Annotated in this window: 13 protein-coding genes; 6 read left to right on the top strand and 7 right to left on the bottom strand. The window is 55.3% G+C overall.

What is annotated here, in order from left to right:
- Positions 1 to 293: 293 nt before the first annotated feature.
- Genes V7680_RS08940 through V7680_RS08925 form a run of 4 tightly spaced genes read right to left on the bottom strand, consistent with a single transcriptional unit; the run spans position 294 to position 4,802 of the window.
- Positions 294 to 1,148, bottom strand: a complete 855-nt coding sequence (locus V7680_RS08940; RefSeq protein WP_335652944.1) for an aldose 1-epimerase — start codon at positions 1,146 to 1,148, stop codon at positions 294 to 296.
- Positions 1,145 to 2,332, bottom strand: coding sequence for a galactokinase (galK, locus tag V7680_RS08935; RefSeq protein WP_335652943.1), 1,188 nt, complete (start codon positions 2,330 to 2,332; stop codon positions 1,145 to 1,147). The genes V7680_RS08940 and galK overlap by 4 nt, the downstream gene beginning before the upstream one ends.
- Positions 2,313 to 3,329, bottom strand: coding sequence for a UDP-glucose--hexose-1-phosphate uridylyltransferase (locus V7680_RS08930; protein ID WP_335652942.1), 1,017 nt, complete (start codon positions 3,327 to 3,329; stop codon positions 2,313 to 2,315). The genes galK and V7680_RS08930 overlap by 20 nt, the downstream gene beginning before the upstream one ends.
- Before the next feature lie 3 nt (positions 3,330 to 3,332).
- A complete protein-coding gene (locus V7680_RS08925) occupies positions 3,333 to 4,802 on the bottom strand; it encodes an SLC5 family protein (protein WP_335652941.1) in 1,470 nt (489 codons plus the stop codon).
- 151 nt (positions 4,803 to 4,953) lie between these two features.
- On the opposite strand from V7680_RS08925, the gene V7680_RS08920 reads away from it, so the two are divergent.
- Complete coding sequence (locus V7680_RS08920) at positions 4,954 to 7,050, top strand: alpha-galactosidase (RefSeq protein ID WP_335652940.1); 2,097 nt, start codon at positions 4,954 to 4,956, stop codon at positions 7,048 to 7,050.
- On the top strand, positions 7,047 to 8,990 hold the full coding sequence (locus V7680_RS08915) for a beta-galactosidase (RefSeq protein ID WP_335652939.1): 1,944 nt from the start codon (positions 7,047 to 7,049) through the stop codon (positions 8,988 to 8,990). Before V7680_RS08920 ends, V7680_RS08915 begins: the two co-directional genes overlap by 4 nt.
- 209 nt (positions 8,991 to 9,199) lie before the next feature.
- On the opposite strand, the gene V7680_RS08910 is transcribed toward V7680_RS08915, so the two are convergent.
- The gene (locus V7680_RS08910) at positions 9,200 to 10,096 is read right to left on the bottom strand and encodes a LysR family transcriptional regulator (protein WP_335652938.1); all 897 of its coding nucleotides are present in this window, start codon (positions 10,094 to 10,096) and stop codon (positions 9,200 to 9,202) included.
- 102 nt (positions 10,097 to 10,198) lie between these two features.
- On the opposite strand from V7680_RS08910, the gene V7680_RS08905 reads away from it, so the two are divergent.
- The 4 genes from V7680_RS08905 to V7680_RS08890 all read left to right on the top strand — a co-directional run bounded on the left by V7680_RS08905 (position 10,199) and on the right by V7680_RS08890 (position 15,137).
- Entirely contained in the window at positions 10,199 to 10,696 is a 498-nt protein-coding gene (locus V7680_RS08905; protein WP_335652937.1) for a lactoylglutathione lyase family protein, read from the top strand.
- Between the two features lie 205 nt (positions 10,697 to 10,901).
- Positions 10,902 to 12,587, top strand: a complete 1,686-nt coding sequence (locus V7680_RS08900; RefSeq protein ID WP_335652936.1) for an MFS transporter — start codon at positions 10,902 to 10,904, stop codon at positions 12,585 to 12,587.
- Complete coding sequence (locus tag V7680_RS08895) at positions 12,584 to 13,735, top strand: HlyD family secretion protein (protein ID WP_335652935.1); 1,152 nt, start codon at positions 12,584 to 12,586, stop codon at positions 13,733 to 13,735. Before V7680_RS08900 ends, V7680_RS08895 begins: the two co-directional genes overlap by 4 nt.
- Before the next feature lie 4 nt (positions 13,736 to 13,739).
- A complete protein-coding gene (locus tag V7680_RS08890; RefSeq protein ID WP_335652934.1) occupies positions 13,740 to 15,137 on the top strand; it encodes an efflux transporter outer membrane subunit in 1,398 nt (465 codons plus the stop codon).
- A 110-nt stretch (positions 15,138 to 15,247) separates the two neighbouring features.
- Here V7680_RS08890 and V7680_RS08885 read toward each other — a convergent pair whose 3' ends face one another.
- Both V7680_RS08885 and V7680_RS08880 read right to left on the bottom strand, forming a co-directional pair.
- A complete protein-coding gene (locus tag V7680_RS08885; protein WP_335652933.1) occupies positions 15,248 to 16,828 on the bottom strand; it encodes an FAD/NAD(P)-binding protein in 1,581 nt (526 codons plus the stop codon).
- A 188-nt stretch (positions 16,829 to 17,016) separates the two neighbouring features.
- Complete coding sequence (locus V7680_RS08880; RefSeq protein ID WP_335652932.1) at positions 17,017 to 19,209, bottom strand: catalase; 2,193 nt, start codon at positions 19,207 to 19,209, stop codon at positions 17,017 to 17,019.
- Positions 19,210 to 19,211 lie beyond the last annotated feature (2 nt).

Here is a 19,211-nt window from a genome sequence, read left to right as displayed (position 1 = left end):
AGTCACGTTCCCCGGTGCCGCAAACGAGCAATGACGCCGATCATGTCGGCAAAGAACGGCTTGGGATCGCGCCAGGAGAAAATATAATAGCGCATATTGTGGTTTAGGCGGTCCCGGATATATTCGATCAATATTGCTATCCGCTCAATGTTGCTTTTCGGTTCACCATCCTGGCTCAATATTTTGATCAGTCGCTTGGTTTCCGGTATTAGAAAACACGTCTTGATTGGCTTGAAAGCCGGCGTTGTTGATTGACTGCGACCATATCGCGAAAGCTCCTGAGGCCATGACCTTCAGATAAGCTCAAACAGAAAAGACGCCGAAAAACTTGCGCCCGGCGCGATGGATTGCATTGGCAATGTGCAATCCGGCATGTTTATGGCGTTGGTGATGTGGCTGACCGGCTCCAGGCAAAAAAACCCTTCGCCTTTGGGAATGTAGAGCACCGATGCTCCGACATTGGCAGACAAGCGGATTTGGCGACGCTGGTCTTGCCAGGTGATGTCGGCTTGTCCGGTCCAGTCGCTGTAAACATTATCAATGTCTTGATCGTCAATTATTTGAGGAGTTGTAAAGTCATATTTACCGGCGACGCGCTTGTTGCCAACCGGAATTTTCCGCGCATCATTTTCCCAAATTGTCGAAGCAGGAAAATGCAGCACAGCAGATTCTGAGACGAAGAAGGGATGGAGGCCCAACCCGCCGGGCATATCGGCAGTTCCGGTATTTTTAAGGGTAAGGCCGATGGCCAATCGATCCGGACCCAAAACTATTTCCTGTTGAACGCAAAATGGCCATGGCCATCTTTCAAGATCGGAATGTCGCAGCGATAAAATCGTTTTGTCATCGGACAATTCGGAAACTTCCCACGGACACTGCCATCCCATTCCGTGATGTGCGTGGGGCTCGGGTAACGCATTTAATGGCAATTGATAGGGTCGGGAATTCCAGTCGAAACGCCCATCGGCGATGCGGTTGGAAAAGGGTGCGAGCGGAAAACATCCCATATCGGTAGCGCGCAAACCGCTTTGGCTTGCATCGGCAACGGGTCGAAACATGGATTGCCCATCACATTCCCAACTCTGAATGCTGCCGCCGGTTTCAGGCCTCACAATGCATTTGCTATCCCCGTTGACCAGTTCGATCATGGATCAACTTGCCGAAGCACAGATGCGCCATTTGATGGGTTGCAGATTATGATCCGCGCCTTTCCACCATCTGGAGTTTGATAGCCACCTTCAACCAGGGCAGTGACCTCTTCCAATATTCCCCGGGGAACCAATGCGACAACACAGCCACCAAATCCACCACCCGTCATCCGAACCCCGCCCCGAAGACCCAGATAATTACCGATCAGTTCGACCAGGCTATCAATTGCTGGCACCGTGATTTCGAAATCGTCCCGCATCGATCGATGAGATTGTTTCATCAACACAGAGAGTGTCTCCCTGTCGTTGACCGCCAAGGCGTCTGCCGCAGCCACTGCTCTGGCATTTTCGGTAACGACGTGGCGCGCTCTGCGGAAGCTGACGTCGTCGAGATCACGACGATCGCTGATCAATCTATCGCTATCAATGTCGCGCAAAGCTGTGACACCATAATGGGTCGCTGCCAGCGCGCATTGATTTCGGCGCTCGTTATATGCGCTGTCGACCAGCCCTCGTTCAATACCGGAATGAACAACCACCACTGCCAGGTCATCCGGGATCGCGACAAAGCCGGTTTCAAGAGAACGGCAATCGAGCAGCATGGCGGTGCCAGACTGGCCGCGAGCAGAAACCAGCTGATCCATGATCCCGCAGGCGCAGCCGACAAAATCATTTTCCGATTGCTGCGCGATCAAGGCATATTCTGTCGCATCAATCTGGTTCAGCCCACAATGTTCAGCCAGTGCCTTTGCCAGCGCAACGCCCATAGAAGCGGAAGACGACAATCCAGCGCCTTGCGGCACATTGCCGACGATCGCGAGATTTGCCCCGCCAGCCGTCAGCCCGCGCGAATTCATGCTCGCTACCACTCCGCGAACGTGATTCATCCACTCGGTTTCCTGATGAACGAAACCTGCTGACGGATCAAAGCTGTCTGTGGCGTTGTCATAATCTCCAGCAACAACCTGAATTCTGGCTTCTTCGCCTTTTCCGATCGCAACAATCGTCTCATAATCAATCGCACATGGCAGCACAAAGCCGTCATTATAATCTGTATGCTCGCCAATCAGATTTACCCGACCGGGTGCTGCAACCAGCATATCCGGCTTGCCATTAAATGCGTCGCGAAAACTGTTCTTTGCTCGCTTGATAAGGTCCGCGCGTCTAGTCACGGTAATGGACATCGCTAACTGCTCGCAGCATCTCGGCGGCGCGTTCGGGTGTCAGATCGCGCTGCGCCTCGGCCAGCATCTCGTAACCTACCATGAATTTGCGCACGGAAGCGGAACGTAACAAAGGCGGATAAAAATGGGCGTGAAGTTGCCAGTGGCTGGTTTCGCTATCGCCACACGGCGCTCCATGCCAGCCCATCGAATAGGGAAAACTGCAGCGGAAGAGATTATCATAGCGGATGGTAAGTTCGCGGATCGTCCCTGCCAGATTACTTTTTTGCTTTTCGTCGAGTTCGGGTAAGTGGGCGACTGGGAAGCGCGGCAGCACCAGCGTTTCAAACGGCCAGCTTGCCCAATATGGAACGATGGCCAGCCAATCTTCATTCTGTACGACCACGCGTTCGCAAGCCTCTGCTTCCGCCGCTGCCAATCCAAGAAGTAGATTTTGCTTTTTGTTCAAATAGTGCGTTGCCTGCATTCGATCTTCGATACGCACTTCATCGGGCACATGATCACTGGCCCAGATCTGGCCGTGGGGGTGGGGGTTGGAACAGCCCATCATCGGGCCTTTGTTTTCGAATATCTGGACATTGGAATAGTCTTGCCCGAGCCGTTCGGCTTCACTGCACCAGGCGGCAATCACCTGTGCAACTTCGCCAAGCGAAAGCTCCGGCAGCGACTTGTCATGATCCGGTGAGAAACAAAGAACCTGACATTCACCGCGCACATTTTCTCGCTGGAAAAGCCCGGCAGTATTTTGCGTGCCATCCGACTCTTTAAGCAGCGCGGGAAAATCATTGGGGAACAGATGCACACCAGCATAGGCCGGATTTTTCTCGCCGGTGACCCGCGTGTTTCCCGGGCACAGGTAGCAATCCGGATCATAAGCAAGCGGCCTTGGTTCAGGCTCCTGTTCCTCGCCCTGCCACGGGCGCATGATCCGGTGCGGCGATACCAGAACCCATTTGTCTGCCAGCGGATTATATCGACGATGTGGGCCTTCGGTCATGGATTAATCCTCGGTCACCGCTGCCCGAAACCCGACAAATCTTGCGCGATGGCCGAGCAGAAAGTTGATCGTCAGCGAGGCCAATACTGACGTGACAAGCGTGACGACCATGAAATCGATATAGTGCATCGTGATGATGCCTGCTGGCTCGAGTTGAAACGTGAACAGTCCGTATAGCGCAACGCCCCAGACCACGCCGCCAATCGCCGCTGGTGCGACCACGCCGCGGAACAGCAGTCCCGCTACAAATGCAGAGAGGATCGGCATCGAAGCCAGACCGTTGAGCTGTTGCAACAGATTTATGATGCTTTCGGCATTCTGATAGAGCGGTACGAGAGTGATCGCGACTACGGTCAGCAAGATCGAAATCGCTGCCCCCAGCTTCCAGTGATCGTCGACCTTACCGATGAACTGCTCGTGAAAATCGACCGAGTAAAGCGCTACCGAGCTGTTGAGCACAGCGCTGAACGTCGTGATGACTGCTGCGGCTACCATCGCTGCAAACGCTCCTGACAACCAGCCGGGGAGTACCTGGGAGACCAGCATCCCGTAAGCCGCATCGTTGACATCTCCGAAAAGTTTGAAAGCAACAATGCCCGGTATTACAACAATCGGTGGTACGATCAAAATCCGGATCATCGCCGCAACCATCACGCCCTTTTGCGCTTCTCTCACCGTAGGGGCGGCCATCGCTCGCTGGGTAATATTCTGGTTGGTTGACCAGTAGAATATCTGGATGAAAATCATGCCGGTGAACAACGTGTGAAAAGGTATCGGTGAATCTGCTCCGCCGATCATGGTAAGCCGTTCTGCCGGCACGCCGGAAGTAAGATCAAAATCAACTGCCGCCAGAGCGAGAATGACGATCAGCATGGCTAGGCCCAATATGCCCACGCCGGAATAGGTGTCCATAACCGCAACCGCTCGCAGACCGCCAAAAATTGTGTAAGCTGCCGAAATCACGGCCAGCAGGATAGCGAAATAAATTATGCTGATATCGGTGCCGAACAGGGATTGCATGAACAGCGCGCCCGAATATAGAGCGGCGGGAAGATAGATCAGGATATTGCCCAGAAGAAACAGAGCGGAGATCAGCGTTCTGATGCTCTTGCCCTTGTAGCGCTTCTCGAGCAACTCGGTAACGGTGGTGCAATTGTTACGATAATAGATCGGAACGAAGACAAACGCGAGAAAGAGCAAGCCGAAAAAGCCGCATATTTCCCACCATGCCAGCAATGCCATCTGGTTGCCATTCATCCCGACAAGCTGATCGGTCGATAGATTGGTCAGCGTAATCGAACCGGCGACAAACAGCCAGCTCAGCCCGCCGCCAGCCAGGAACACGTCTTTGCTAGAGCCGTCATGCGTTTTGGCCTGACGAACTTTAAGCCAGGTCGCAAAGCCGATCAAAGCTGTGATGGCGACGCAAACCAAAATCTGAATGCCACTTGATGTTGGCAGATTGTCCAGCATTGCCTTCCCCAGAATTCGCCTCTTTCAAACGCGCTTCCCCCGAGCGCAGTTGCCAACGAATTTTCTAGTAACTAGCCGCTATATGTACAAAAGCAATCACAAGCTGCAAATCTGTTTGACAGCGCGAATGTGGTAAACGCAGGGTTGGCGCATGATCGAAAATCTCAAAGAATATCGTCTGGACGGCAAAGGTTTGAGTGTCGTGTTTGCCACCATGGGGGACACGCTTGATCTGATTTATATCGGTGCGCGTCTGCCTAAGGATGAGGATTTGAAGGACCTGTCAGCCGCAAGCCAGTTCGGTCTTCACGAAAACCAGCCAGATGTTCCGCCCGTCGGCGGACTGCTCCCAGAGGCAAAAAGCGGCTATGCCGGGCGACCGGCAGTGCGGGTGCGCAACGACGGTCACCTCGTCCGAACCGATTTCCGGTTGCAGGAGGTCGCAACCACTGGCGACAGCGTGACCGCCGTCTGGATCGATCACAATGTTCATCTGCAAGTTTCGGTCATCTGGAAACTGACTCCGGACGATGTCATCACTTGCAAATATTGCTTCACCAACACCGGTGAATATGAACTTCTGATGGAAAGAATATGTTCTCTGGTTTTACCGTTGCCAGCAAGGTTCGACTGTGTGACCAGCTTTCCCGGTCGCTGGGCACGCGAGATGCTGGAGACCCGTCACGAATTGGGTCGCGGTGCAATCGAAATGCGTTCGAGTGGCGGGAAGCCCGGATTTGATCCTGGCAACTGGTTACTTTTTTCCAGCGGTCTGAATAAAGGCGTGATCGGCTGCCATATCTGCTGGAACGGCGATCATCTTTCCCATGTCGAGAAAAGCCAGGATGGCCTGGCGACGCTGATCATGGAGTCGATCCTTGATGCCGATGACAGTGTTTTGCCAGGCGGTGGTGATTTGCAATCGGCAGACACAATTCTGACCTATGCCTTGGATCAAGACGAACTCACCCGCAAATTCCACCGTCATGTGAGAGATGAAATTTTGCCTCGCCGCGCGCAATGGGGGCCGCGGAAAGTGCACCTCAACAGCTGGGAAGCCCTGGTTTTCGATCTTTCCGAACAATCTCTGATGGCATTGGCAGATCAGGCCGCCGCTTTGGGTGTCGAGCGCTTCGTGCTGGACGATGGCTGGTTCAAGGGACGGCGCAGTCCGCACAGCGGGCTAGGCGACTGGACGGTTGACGCTGACATATTTCCGGAGGGGCTTGCTCCGCTCATAGATCATATCAAAGCGCTGGGCATGGATTTCGGTCTGTGGGTTGAACCGGAAATGATATCACCCGACAGCGATCTTTACCGCAACCATCCCGAATGGTGCATCCATGACAGCAGCGACAACAGACCGACCGAGAGGCACCAATTGGTTCTCGATCTGTCCCGACCCGAAGTCATGGAATATCTTGCGTCGTCGATCAACGCTCTGCTCGATACCTATGACATTGCCTATATCAAGTGGGACCATAACCGGCGGCTATTCCCGTCCGGTACAGCTCAGGCGAACGGCTATTATGAACTGCTGACTGCGATCGCCAAAGCCAATCCGAACGTGGAAATCGAAAATTGTTCCAGTGGCGGTGGGCGCGTTGATCTTCATAGTCTCAAGCTAGCGCACCGGGTCTGGCCGAGCGACAATAATGATCCGATTGAACGTCTGCGGATCAACCAGAGCTGGACCAAATTCCTGCCACTGGAAATCCTCGGTAATCACGTCGGGCCTTCTCCCAATCCGATCTCAGGACGGCAGACCGGAATGGATTTCCGCGCCAAAGTTGCAATGTTCGGCCATATGGGCGTGGAAGCCAATCCAGCGGATATGACCAGCGATGAGCGGGAAATCCTGGTGCAACATATAAGGCTATACAAGCAGTGGCGAGGCATATTGCACAGCGGTCAGTTCTGGCAACTCGACCATGAGGACAAGAATATCTTCGGCCAGATTGTGGTCGAAGGTAACAAGGCCATAGCTTTTGCGTCGCAGACCGGCTTCGCTGAATATTTCAACGTCTCGCCGGTCCGGTTGAAAGGACTTGAGCCGGATGCATTTTATACGGTGACACTCCCCAGGCCGTGGCCCGTCAAGGCGAGCCAATATCTCGCTGATCCCGATTTGTGGAGCGGAAAACTGGTGCTCAGCGGGCGTGCGCTGATGGAGCAGGGACTGGCGCTGCCGCTCACCCATCCCGAGACAGCATGGATCATCACCCTCGAAATGAAAGCTAAGGCATGAAGCTTGGTTGCTGCTATTATCCCGAACATTGGCCCGAAGACATTTGGGCTGATGATGCGCGGCGCATGAGTGAAATGGGATTGGAGCTGGTGCGGATTGGCGAGTTCGCGTGGAGCAGGATGGAGCCCGAACCGGGTGTTTATGATTGGCAATGGCTGGACCGCGCGATAGGCACGCTTGGCAATGCTGGACTAAAAATCATTCTTGGTACGCCAACGGCGACCCCACCGAAATGGCTGGTCGACAAGATGCCCGATATGGTCGCTGTCGATGCCAACGGAATGCCGCGCAAATTCGGCTCGCGACGTCATTATTGTTTCTCGCACAAGCCCTATCGGGAGGAATGCCGCCGGATCGTAACCGCGATGGCTGAACGCTATGGCGAGCATCCTGCGATCGCGGCCTGGCAAACCGACAATGAATATGGCTGCCACGAAACCACCCTGAGCTATTCCCGATCGGCTGCGGCGGCATTCCGTTTTTGGCTGGCGGCGAAATATGAAGATATCCATGCTCTAAACCTGGCCTGGGGCAATGTTTTCTGGAGCATGGAATATCGCTCGTTTGACGAGATCGACCCGCCAAATTCAACCGTGACCGAACCCAATCCTGCGCATGTACTGGACTATCGCCGGTTCGCATCGGACGAGGTGGTCTCGTTCAATCGGCTGCAGGCGGATATATTGCGAAAGCATTCACCGGGGCGCGATATCATCCATAATTTCATGGGCTTTGTGACCGATTTTGATCATCACGATGTTGGCGCTGATTGCGATATTGCAAGCTGGGACAGTTATCCGCTTGGCTTCCTCGAGCAGTATTGGTTCAGCGAAGCGGACAAGCTGCGCTACGCTCGGCAAGGCCATCCCGACATCGCAGCGTTTCATCACGACCTTTATCGCGGCTGTTCCAATGGCCGCTGGGCAGTGATGGAGCAACAGCCAGGACCAGTAAACTGGGCTCGATATAATCCGGCACCACTTCCCGGCATGGTCCGGCTATGGGCCTTGGAAGCGATGGCGCATGGCGCGGAATTCTGTTCGTTCTTCCGTTGGCGGCAGGCACCGTTCGCGCAGGAACAGATGCACGCAGGATTGCTACGCCCAGATGGCGAGGATGACCAGGGTGCATCGGAAGCCCGTCAGGCCAGTGGCGATATTGGAAAGATAGGACAGATCGGAGAAACACCAAAATCGGTGGCGTTGCTATTCTCCTATGAAGCGGCTTGGTTGTTCCAGACCCAACCGCAGGGACAAGACTTTCGTTATATCGAACTCGTTTTCGAAACTTATAGCGCCCTGCGGAAACTCGGCCTTGATGTAGATATTATTGCACCGGAAGCCTCATTCTCCGGTTACAAGATGATCGTTGCCCCGAGCTTGCCGATCCTCTCGGATGCTTTGGTCAAACGCCTTGCCCAAAGCAATGTGCCGGTGCTCCTTGGGCCAAGAAGCGGCAGTAAAACGACCGATTTCGCGATCCCTTCAGAATTACCGCCGGGCCCGTTACAGAGCGTGCTGCCGATAAAGGTTGCCCGCGTAGAGAGCTTGCGGCCTGGCCTTTCGAAAGGCGCAAATAGCGACAACATCACCCGCTGGTTTGAACATATCGAAACGGCGCTGATGCCGGCAATTGCGCTCGACGACGGCACCGCGATGGTTTTTCGAAACGAAAATATTAGCTATCTCGCGGCTTGGCCAGGTAACGAGTTTTTGCAGGGCCTGCTGAGAAAAATGACTATCGAGGCAAAACTCGATATTGTGGTTCTGCCTCAGGATATTCGTATTCGCAGAGCAGGGGACCGTTGTTTCGCATTCAACTATGGACTGGAAACCGTTTCACTGAGTGACATTTTTGCAGAAGCCGAACGCTTAGAATTCATCCTTGGATCATGCCACGTAGCCAGTGCAGGAGTTTCTGCGTGGAAGTTGTCCCGTTAAAGTCGGCCGCTTAGCGCTCTCATTTTCAGAACACTCGCGACCGTCCGGCAATATTTGGTCGATGATGAGGCAAGCGTAGCTTCTGGAAACGATGGGTAGAGGTCATTCGACACATCGGATTCAGACGACAGTTTCTGGGTGGTCGTCTTGCTCTCCGACTTCAAACGCTGAGAAACTATAATGGCTGCTTTCGAACCCTTCGCAGCTTGTTATCCAGAATCGAGATCTCTGGAGACAGCCTCGATGAGACGGGCGATCCGCGAGACCCGCGCAGGCAGAGTTCTGCCACGTCGGGAAACCATCCACAGATCATGGCGGAGCCTGTAGGGAAGCTGTGCGACATGAAGCTGGTCTTTGTGAGGGTAGCTGTTCACGCCGCTGCGTGGCAGCAACGTATATCCGATGCCATTCGCGACGGGCGAGGGGATCTGGCTGATCTGGTTCACGAAAGTACGGATGTGCAGACGATCCGATCCTTGAAACTCTTTCGGGAAATTCATCGAGAACAGATTATCGGCATAGGCAAAACCGTCGGGATGGGCGACGAAACCGAGGTCTTCGAGCGCCTGAAAACTGATTGGAGATGCCATCGCGTCGCGCGGAACGACGAGGCACAGTTCTTCCTGACCCAAATGCTGGGCATCAAGGCGCGGATGATGCGGATCATGGTCTGCAACTCCGAGATCAAATCGACCCTCGAGTACGCCGCTTAACACCTTGTCCTGCGGAGTAGCCTCGAGCCTTATCGTCAGGTTCGGGGACTCCTGCATTGCCGAGAGGAGATGCGGAAATAGCAGCATGGCGAAACTACCCGAACATGCGATGGTGACCTGTCCGAGGGCAGGATCGTCGCGCAGGACCGTCTCAAGCAGGGCTTGCTCCTCGGCGATTCTCGCGCGCCCTACGGCTAGAACTGCTTCGCCTGCCGGAGTGGGGCTAAAGCTTTTTCCCTGGCGCGAGATCAGCGATTGACCGACCTGGGCCTCAAGCTTTCGCAAATGCTGGGAAACGCCCGGCTGCGTCATATTCAATTGCTCGGCAGCCCTGGTAAAATGGCCGGTTTTGCAAAGCACGACGAAGGTTTCCAACCATTGGGCATTCAACATTAGTCATTACTATATGTTATCATAAACTATTGAAATGATTATTTCAAATAATCTACGGATTGGCTTATTTCTATCCACACCAAAGATAAAAGGAATTCCCTCATGTTGCCAACACCTCGCGCTTTTTCCCATATCGGCCTATCGGTCCCTGACCTTGATGCTGCGGTAAAATTCTACACCGAAATACTCGGGCTCTACACGATCATGAAACCGACCGATGTCACCGAAGACGAAAGTCCGGTTGGTATCATGTGCACCGACGTTTTTGGTCCGGGATGGGGTAGTCTGCGCATTGCCCATCTCGCGACCGCCGATCGCGTCGGTATCGAGATATTCGAGTTTCCCGAAAATCATGCGCCTGACAAGAATCTGGATCATAAGCGCCACGGTACTTTCCATTTTTGTATTCAGGATCCGGACGTCGAAGGCCTGATCGAGAAAATCGTCGCCGCCGGAGGAAAACAACGCATGCCGGTTCGCGAATATTATCCGGGCAAGAAACCTTATCGCATGTGCTATGTCGAGGACCCGTTCGGTATCGTGTTCGAAATCTATAGCCATAGCTATGAACTGACCTATTCCGATGGAGCCTATTCGTAACAAGACGGTTCGATAGGTTGCGCGGTCTTGAGCCAGAGCCCTGACCGTGCAACCGAACCGCTGCTATTGCGTTGTGATCTAGAAGAACAGCCGAAGTCAGACGTCAGGAAAAATCGGATGGTTCTCATGTCAATCAACCAAAGCCGCTAAATGGAGCAACTTGTGAATATTCTGACCGGAATAGCAGTCGAGACGGTGCGTGCAGGTGGCTGACAAACCGGACCTTACCGACGATAGTGCCGGCTACAAGTTCAAGCAGCACGAGTTGCCGATTTTGCCAGGGTCGCCGGCCAACCCAGACCATCCGGCACGCCGCAAAGTCGCTTATCTTTTGATAGGTCTTTTTCTGGGGCTTGTAGGAGGTGCGCAGAATGGCTTCTTGCTGGCCAACACTGCTGCGCTGCAAGGCGAAATGGCGCTGACCCCGGTACAGGCAGGGTGGATCAGCGTCGCATTCTATTCAACTTATGCCTGTATGAGCATGTTGCTATTCCGCGTCCGCCAGGAATTCGGCATCCAGCCATTTGTAAAATATGCCATGATCGGCCTTGTTGCCGCCAATTTCATTCAGGTGCTGGAACTCGGCTATTATCCCGAGATTGCCGCGCGAGCGATGGCCGGCATTGCCGCGAGCGGTCTTTCCGCGCTGGCGATCTATTATCTTATGCAGGGGTTGCCGGCTTCTGCACGTATCGGAGCGCTCATTCTCGGTATCGGGCTTGTCCAGACGGCATTCCCGCTAGCGCGCGCCATATCTCCTTATCTCCTCGTCGATGGAAACCTCAGCCGCGCTTTCCAGTTACAATTTGGACTGTCCATAATTTCCCTTGGCGCGGTCTATCTCTTGCGCCTTCCCATCGGTTTCAGGAAAAAGACATTCGAGAAGCTTGATCTGCCTAGCATCACATTGTTTCTGGTCGGAGTGGCGGCATTGCTGTCTTTCTTGATTCAAGGGCGAATTCAGTGGTGGGACGCCAGCTGGCTTGGTTGGGCGCTGGCGCTCGCTATCCTGTGTTTGGGGGGCTGCCTGCTGATCGAGATGAACCGGAAAAGCCCGATGCTCAATACAAGTTGGCTTTCGAGCCGCGCGATCTTGTCCTTGGCGATTACCGGGGCGGGGGTACGAATTCTTGTCGCAGAGCAGAGCTTTGGCGCGAGCGGTCTTTTCTCAGCGCTCGGCTATGGCAATGAACAACTAACCGGTTATTATTTTGTGCTCGCTGGCGCGACCGTTGCCGGCAGCATTCTGTCGCTCGTGCGTTTGGATCCAAAAGACCTGACTCGGCCAATCCTTTTTGCCATAATGGTTATTGCGATCGCAGCATTCGCGGACACGCGGACTGGCATCATGTCTCGTCCCAGCGATCTCTATTGGACACAGGCTGCAATCGGTTTCGCTGCGGTGTTTGCGATGGGTCCGGTGATGATGGAAGGCATGTTGCGTGCCCTTGCAGCCGGCCCCGCTTACGTAATCAGTTTCATCGCGGTCTTTTCCCTATCGCAGACCTTGGGTGGTCTGGCAGGCGTTTCGGCGCTCTCTGCCTTCCACACCATCCGGCTCAAAACCCATTTGATCGACGCGGGTGCAACACTTACTGCCACCAACCCGCAACTTGCCAGCGAGATAGGGCAATTGTCGAAAGGTTTTGCGGCGACAATCTCCGATCCGCTGTTACAGCAGCAGGCAGCGGCTGCGCGCATCTCCCAGGAAGTCGGTCGCGAGGCAGCGGTATTGGCATTTAACGATGTCTTTTTTCTTATCGGATCGCTCGCTTCCATCGCTTTTGTCGCGGTGCTAGTGCCCTGGGTGATTAATCGCGTCCGGGGACGGAACCCACTCAGCAAAGAACTCGTCTTTCTCGAGAACATGATCGCCAGGAGCAAGCGTTGAACCAGCAGAAGAATAACGTCAAGCCAGATGCCGGGGACCCGGAGGTGGAAAATATTTCCGATCCTGAAGAGGTGCCAGAGACAGGCACCGAGGATGAGGGCGGTTGGAAGCCTGACGTCTCTCGCAAAAAACTTGTGCTGGGCATATTGGTGATATTCGCGGGCGTATTGATAGCGCTTTTCTCTTGGGGACTAACCCCATTCAACAGCGGTAATCAAACGACCAACAATGCCTATGTCCGCGGGATGACGACGGTGATCAGTCCGCAGGTCTCGGGTTATCTGACCGAAGTGCCGGTCAAGGATTTCGACCGCGTGAAGAAAGGCCAGTTGCTTGCCCGGATCGATCCCGCTCCCTATCGGCAGCGCCTCCAGCAGGGGCAGGCGAATACAGCGGCCCAGCGCGCCAATTTCGCCAACAGCCAGCAAAGCTTGCGCTCGGGCCAGGCGCAGATGCGCCTGCAAGACGCTACAGTCGCCAGCGCCCAGGCTGGTTTGCAGAAGGCGAAAGCCGACATGCGACGGATTGAAGAACTGGTTGGCGAAGGCTCGGTGTCTCTTCGCGAACGCGATCAGGCGCGTGCCGCACTCAAGCAGGCTGAAGCAAGTGTCCTGCAAGCAAAGGCGCAGCGCGCCATCGCGGTCGAACAGGTGCGATCGGTTGAAGTCGGGCGCGGCGCTCTCGAAGCACAAGTGCAAGGCGCAAATGCATCGGTCGAGCTGGCAGAAATCGAATTGTCGCGCACCAATATCCGCGCGCCCCGCAATGGCCGGCTTAGCGAAATTTCAGCCCGTCTCGGTCAATTGGTGACCGGCGGTACCCAGCTAATGTATCTGGTGCCCGATGATCTCTGGGTTACTGCAAATTTCAAGGAAGCACAGACTGCTAAAATGGCTGTCGGGCAACGGGCAACATTGACGGTCGATGCTCTGGGCGGAGCGGAACTGACCGGTATCGTGCAAAGCATCGCACCAGCCGCAGGCAGCGAATTCAGTCTGGTCAAGCCCGACACCGGTGCCGGCAATTTTGTTAAGGTCCCGCAGCGCATTGCCGTGCGGATAAAGTTCGATCCTGATCAGGACCTGGTCAAGCGATTGGGGCCGGGCATGTCGGTTGTCGCCACAGTGCATACGCGGGCAGGGGATTGACCCGGTGAAGACATCATCCCGTTTTGTCCTGACCATTGCAACGCTGGCTGGCGCCATCGCACTAAGCGGTTGCGCGCCTGCACTGCGCCCCTTGCCCGCATCGGTTGCCGTGAAACCGGCGCTCGATTGGCGGACCGAGCTTCCAGCCGCAGAACAGCTCGAACACAGCTGGTGGCAGAGATTTGGTGATCCGCAGATGGCAGCGCTGGTAGAGAAGGCGCGGGAGAATAATCCCGACATTCGTCTCGCCGCTGCAAGGGTGCAGGAAGCGCGTGCGACCGAAGCGGTGTCACGCTCCTTGTTATTGCCGACAATCGAAGCCGGACTGGCGGGGGGCGCACGGCGTGAAGTGTCAGCATTTGGCCAGGGGCAAAATTCATTGGTCGCAGAACCTGCGTTCCGCGCATCCTATGAGGTAGATCTCTTTGGCAAAAACCTCGCAAATAACGATGCAGCGAAAGCGGGTGTCGCGGCAAGCGAGGCAGCGCGGGAAGCTGCACTGCTGTCGGTCACCGCTGCGACCGCCAGCGGTTATGTCAGCTTGCTGGCGCTCGATGCCCGAAGCAAGGTCCTGAGCGATACGCTGGCACTGCGCGCACAGGCATTGAAGTTTGCTCGCGACCGAGCGGAAGTCGGCTACACATCGCAGCTGGAATGGCGCCAGGCGCAAGCGGAATATCAGGCCACCGCGCAACTGGTGCCGCAGATCGAGGCGCAAATCGCGCGGCAGGAAAATGCGCTGTCGGTGCTGACTGGCGAAATACCCGGCGATATCATTCGCGGTGGCTCGCTCGCTGACCTGCAGCAACCAACCGCTCCCGATGTCATCCCTTCGCAACTCTTGCGATTGCGTCCCGATATTGCGGCGGCAGAATATCAACTGGCAGCCTCCGACGCGCAAATGCGGGCGGCGCGGGCGCGCTTCATGCCGAGCCTCGGCCTCAGCGCTTCGGCGGGTGCTGCAATCTCCGATCTGTTGGCCGACCCGATCTCGATATGGTCGATTGGCGGCAGCCTGCTCGCGCCGATCTTCAATGGTGGCCGGCTGCAAGGACAGTTTGACGCCGCAACCGCTCGGCGCGATCAAGCTGCCTTTTCCTATCGCTCGACCGTCTTGAACGCCTTTAGGGAAGTGGAAGACCGGATGGCTGTCGTCGCTCGACTGGACGATCAGCAACGCGCTCTCGAGGCCCAGCGTGCAGCCGTGGCGGATGCATTGCGACACGCGCGCAACCGCTACCGGGCAGGCTATACACCCTATATCGAGCAAGTGGACGCGCAGCGCAGCCTGCTCGGCGTCGAATTGTCTCTGGTTCAGCTCGAGGCCGATCAGATCAACGCAATAATCGGTCTGTATCAGGCCGTTGGCGGCGCACCAGATGCTGACCTGCTGGCAGAATAGTTTTTTGTCAGCGCATCAGATTTCGGCTCTCTGTTCATCGATGCGATTGCAGCAGGCGCCGGAACGAATGAATCTGTTTTCCGATCTATTTTTTCAACGGTATTTGAGCTCTAGTCGCGCGATATACCCAATATATCATCAGCGACATGGCGGGCCTGTTTCGAGCATTCCATCAATCCTTGCGAGAACGGGTGACGTTGCAAAATCTGGGGTAGAGCCAAGCAGTAAATCCGACCGGTTTTTGCGTGTAAAAGATCCAATGCAAAGGGCTTCGACACCGGTTCCGAGGGATTGCGCAAATCGTTGACCAGTGTCGGGAACGGCAGCTCAGTCAAACTTGCGGGAGACTGCCCACGGGCATCAACCATGACATCGAACCGCAGGGTGCCATCTTCGGTGTCTATCTTGATGCCCCCATCGTCCGTTTGTAGAAATTCCGCGCCTTTCTCGGTCGCGACAAGCTCGAGCACTCCGGCATCATGAAGCGCGGTGATCCGGGCAACCGAGAGATGCGGAACGGCGGCATAGCAATCGGCAAACGCCGGCATCAGATGATCGAGGAAACGCTGATAATCCGCTTCGGGCAATTCACGCAATATATGGTCAAACGCCTCGTGACCGCGCAGCAGGGCATAGCGATGCGCAATTGTTTCCTTTCGGCGCATGGTCTCCCGCGATTCAGCCAGATCGCGTTTCACCGCTCGCAATCCACCAACTTCGCGTCGATGGGAGAAATAGGCAGGCGCGAACCCTTCCACCGTCCTCGCTGTCTCGGGCAAGCGACCCAGATAGTCGGGGTCGGCCGCATCCAGTTCGTTGCACAGTAGCGTGAAAACGCGGTCCAGCAGACCGTCACATCCTTTGGTAATCTCTGCGTCTATGGCCTCCTGGGTCAGGCAGACGAGCGGCTCATAAGGAAAGGGGTAATAGAAATCGCCCTCCGGCATAATTCCCATTTTCGACACCATAGTGATCCGCAGCCTGTTTTCCCCATCATTCGGCACCCAGCTGATCCGGCTACCGCTTTCTTCGAACCGGCCACGCGCATGACCAAGTGCGATTACAATGTCTATCGCTGACAGCGACGAGCCAAGCACGCCTATGTCATTCTGCTCCAGCCCGGTGATATTTGTATAGGGCCAGGGTGAAACCAGATTTACTTCGTTGATCTGAGGTACGTCTGGCCAGCTGTGACCCGAAGCGATTACGACTGCGTCAAACTGCAGACTTCTGACAGACTGACCGGATTGATATTGTACATTAGCCTTTCCGTCATTTGCGGCCTCGATATCGACCACGCGGCATTCCGTAAGCACCTTGATTACGTGACCGGTCTCGCGTGCATTGTCGCACAAATCCTCAAATTGCGAATGGAGATACTCGCCGATCAGCACGCGCGGGTAGAATGCGCGGGCAGTCAGGTCATGCGCCGACAATTCCCATTCGCCAAGTTCGCGCTTCGGCCGGTCCATGAGCCAGTCTACCAATGGCCGTACAGGGGCAGGGATTTCCCGACTGAAAGCGTTGCAAAGCATATAGTCGCCATTCAGGGAAGGATCATAGGGCATGCCCGTTCCCGCACAGGACGAGGCTTCGAAAATGGAGATGGCAAGCGCCTCATCACTGGCAGCTAGATACTTCAGCAAATAAATCGCCATCGGGCCGCTGCCCACGATTCCGATCTTCCGCAAGGCTTTTATCCTTTCAGCAACATGAAGCACCGTCCGGCGCAACACTGTCTCTCGGACAGCGCTGCGCCGGACGTTAGAAAAAACATTCTATCAAACACTGGCCGGTGACACGCGAGCGAAAGCCTACCGCAATTGGCGATGGCCGCGAGCCGGTCATCCGGCCAGCAAGATCAGTTTGCCGTCATCGGTTACGCGAGGTCGCGTACATCCGGTTCACGATCGAAGAAACGCAATGCGGCATTGTCGACAAAGGAAGCACCGGTATCCGTGACACCGTCAGCATCCGCCGGGACGTGGCAATGGTCGAGGAGCAGCCTCGCACCATCATCATGGCCGATGGCCTTGAGATGCGCCCATGCGTCGCAAACAAAGTCGACGGCAGCGCTGTCCGTGGTCAACTTTTCGGCCGCCTCCTTGGTCAGAACAAGGGCAACTGCATCCAGAAGCACCGACGGCGTGCCGGCCAACTGACCGTCCGCTTCAAGTGTGCCGCCGTCCACCTTAATCCCGCCGATCTTGGGCGCGATCAACATTGCTGTGCCGCCCTCGTCCTCGATTTTCTTTTTCAGCCCGTCGATGGTCTTCTTGTCCGAACCCTCGGCGAACAGGATACCAACCTGGCGACCTTGGAGGATATTCTTGGCGTTCTTCTGGATGGAGAGGGCGTCCGACAGATCGAGGTCTACCGGTTTGCGTGCAGGTTTGGCCGCTTTTGGCAGATCAATTGCCAACCCGTCCGCGATCCGTTTGGCGAGGTCCACATCGATATTCCTTAGCTGGGCAACCACGCGCTCACGAACGTGGGGCAGGGTGACTTTCGACAATTCAAAGACAATTGCAGATGCGATATGCGCCTGTTCGTTGTCGGTCTGGGAGAGATAGAACATGCGCGCCTGACTGAAATGATCGGCGAACAGCTCCCCCCGGGCACGCACTTTCTCGGTCGGGTCATTCCGCTCGGCATTCTCTCTGAACGAGCTGAAGCCGGTTTCCGGGCATTCACGAGGACCGCCGTCCTCACCCGCCTCGACCAGACTATTCGGTTCATAATTGGCACGCCCGGTGGGGACCATCGTCTGCATCAGCCCATCACGCTGGAAATTGTGCATCGGGCATTTTGGCGCATTGATCGGAATCTGGTGGAAGTTGGTTGTGCCAAGACGCGACTTTTGCGTGTCGAGATAGCTGAACAAACGGCCTTGCAGCAGCGGATCATTTGAGAAGTCAATTCCCGGAATGACATTTGTCGGCAGAAAGGCTGCCTGTTCGGTTTCGGCAAAGAAATTGTCCGGGTTCCGGTTAAGGGTCATCTTGCCGATGATGCGAACGGGGATTTCTTCTTCCGGTATCAGCTTCGTGGCGTCCAGCACATCATATGGCTGCTTGGCCGCCCATTGCTCGTCAAATGTCTGGATACCCAGTTCCCATTCCGGGAAATCGCCCGCGTCAATTGCGTCGTGCAGATCCCGGCGGTGATAATCGGGATCGGCGCCGGAAATCTTGACGGCCTCGTCCCACGTCGTGGATTGCATGCCAAGCTTTGGTTTCCAGTGGAACTTGACGAATGTTCCCTTGCCCTCTGCATTGATAAAACGGAAGGTGTGAACGCCGAAGCCCTCCATCATCCGCAAGCTTCTTGGCAGCGCACGGTCGGACATGGCCCACATTACCATGTGCATGCTTTCCGGCATCAGGCTGATAAAATCCCAGAATGTATCATGGGCAGAGGCGGCTTGCGGATATCCCCGGTCGGCTTCAGGTTTCACCGAGTGGATAAGATCGGGAAACTTGATCGCATCCTGGATGAAAAATGGCGCCATATTGTTGCCGACAAGATCCCAGTTCCCGGCTTCTGTATAGAATTTGACGGCAAATCCGCGAACGTCGCGCGGCGTGTCCTTGGAACCTTTAGATCCCGCTACCGTCGAAAAGCGCACAAACAGCGGGCAGCTATTGCCTTTCTTTTGGAACAGCTCGGCCTTGGTCAGCTCGGGGATTGCTTCTGTCACCTCAAATACACCATGCGCTCCCGAGCCGCGCGCATGCACGATACGTTCGGGGATGCGTTCATGGTCAAAATGGAATATTTTCTCGCGAAGCACAAAATCCTCAAGAAGGCTGGGGCCTCGCGCACCGGCTTTGAGACTATTCTGGTTGTCGGAAACGCGATGCCCGAAATTGTCGGTCAGATGGGCAGCGCCATCACTATGATCGGCATCCGGCTTGATTTGCTGATGGGTTTCACCTCCAGCATCCCGCTGCACTTCTGCATGGTCGACGCGACCGCTGCCGGGCTGGATTTCATGGAGCATATTATCCAGCGCCGGGCTGCTTGAACCAGATTGCTGTTTCGACTTCGATGGGGATTTGCCTTTGGTCATTT

It is taken from the genome of Parasphingorhabdus sp., assembly GCF_036963705.1.
Taxonomy (GTDB): Bacteria; Pseudomonadota; Alphaproteobacteria; order Sphingomonadales; family Sphingomonadaceae; genus Parasphingorhabdus.
This window is presented reverse-complemented; position numbering and strand designations above follow the sequence as displayed.

What these genes read in the sequence shown, in the direction of transcription:
- V7680_RS08880 (WP_335652932.1), bottom strand. Translation starts at nt 19,209, where the DNA reads ATGACCAAAGGCAAATCCCCATCGAAGTCGAAACAGCAATCTGGTTCA.
- V7680_RS08915 (WP_335652939.1), top strand. Translation starts at nt 7,047, where the DNA reads ATGAAGCTTGGTTGCTGCTATTATCCCGAACATTGGCCCGAAGACATT.
- galK (WP_335652943.1), bottom strand. Translation starts at nt 2,332, where the DNA reads ATGTCCATTACCGTGACTAGACGCGCGGACCTTATCAAGCGAGCAAAG.
- V7680_RS08925 (WP_335652941.1), bottom strand. Translation starts at nt 4,802, where the DNA reads ATGCTGGACAATCTGCCAACATCAAGTGGCATTCAGATTTTGGTTTGC.
- V7680_RS08905 (WP_335652937.1), top strand. Translation starts at nt 10,199, where the DNA reads ATGTTGCCAACACCTCGCGCTTTTTCCCATATCGGCCTATCGGTCCCT.
- V7680_RS08920 (WP_335652940.1), top strand. Translation starts at nt 4,954, where the DNA reads ATGATCGAAAATCTCAAAGAATATCGTCTGGACGGCAAAGGTTTGAGT.
- V7680_RS08930 (WP_335652942.1), bottom strand. Translation starts at nt 3,329, where the DNA reads ATGACCGAAGGCCCACATCGTCGATATAATCCGCTGGCAGACAAATGG.
- V7680_RS08910 (WP_335652938.1), bottom strand. Translation starts at nt 10,096, where the DNA reads ATGTTGAATGCCCAATGGTTGGAAACCTTCGTCGTGCTTTGCAAAACC.
- V7680_RS08940 (WP_335652944.1), bottom strand. Translation starts at nt 1,148, where the DNA reads ATGATCGAACTGGTCAACGGGGATAGCAAATGCATTGTGAGGCCTGAA.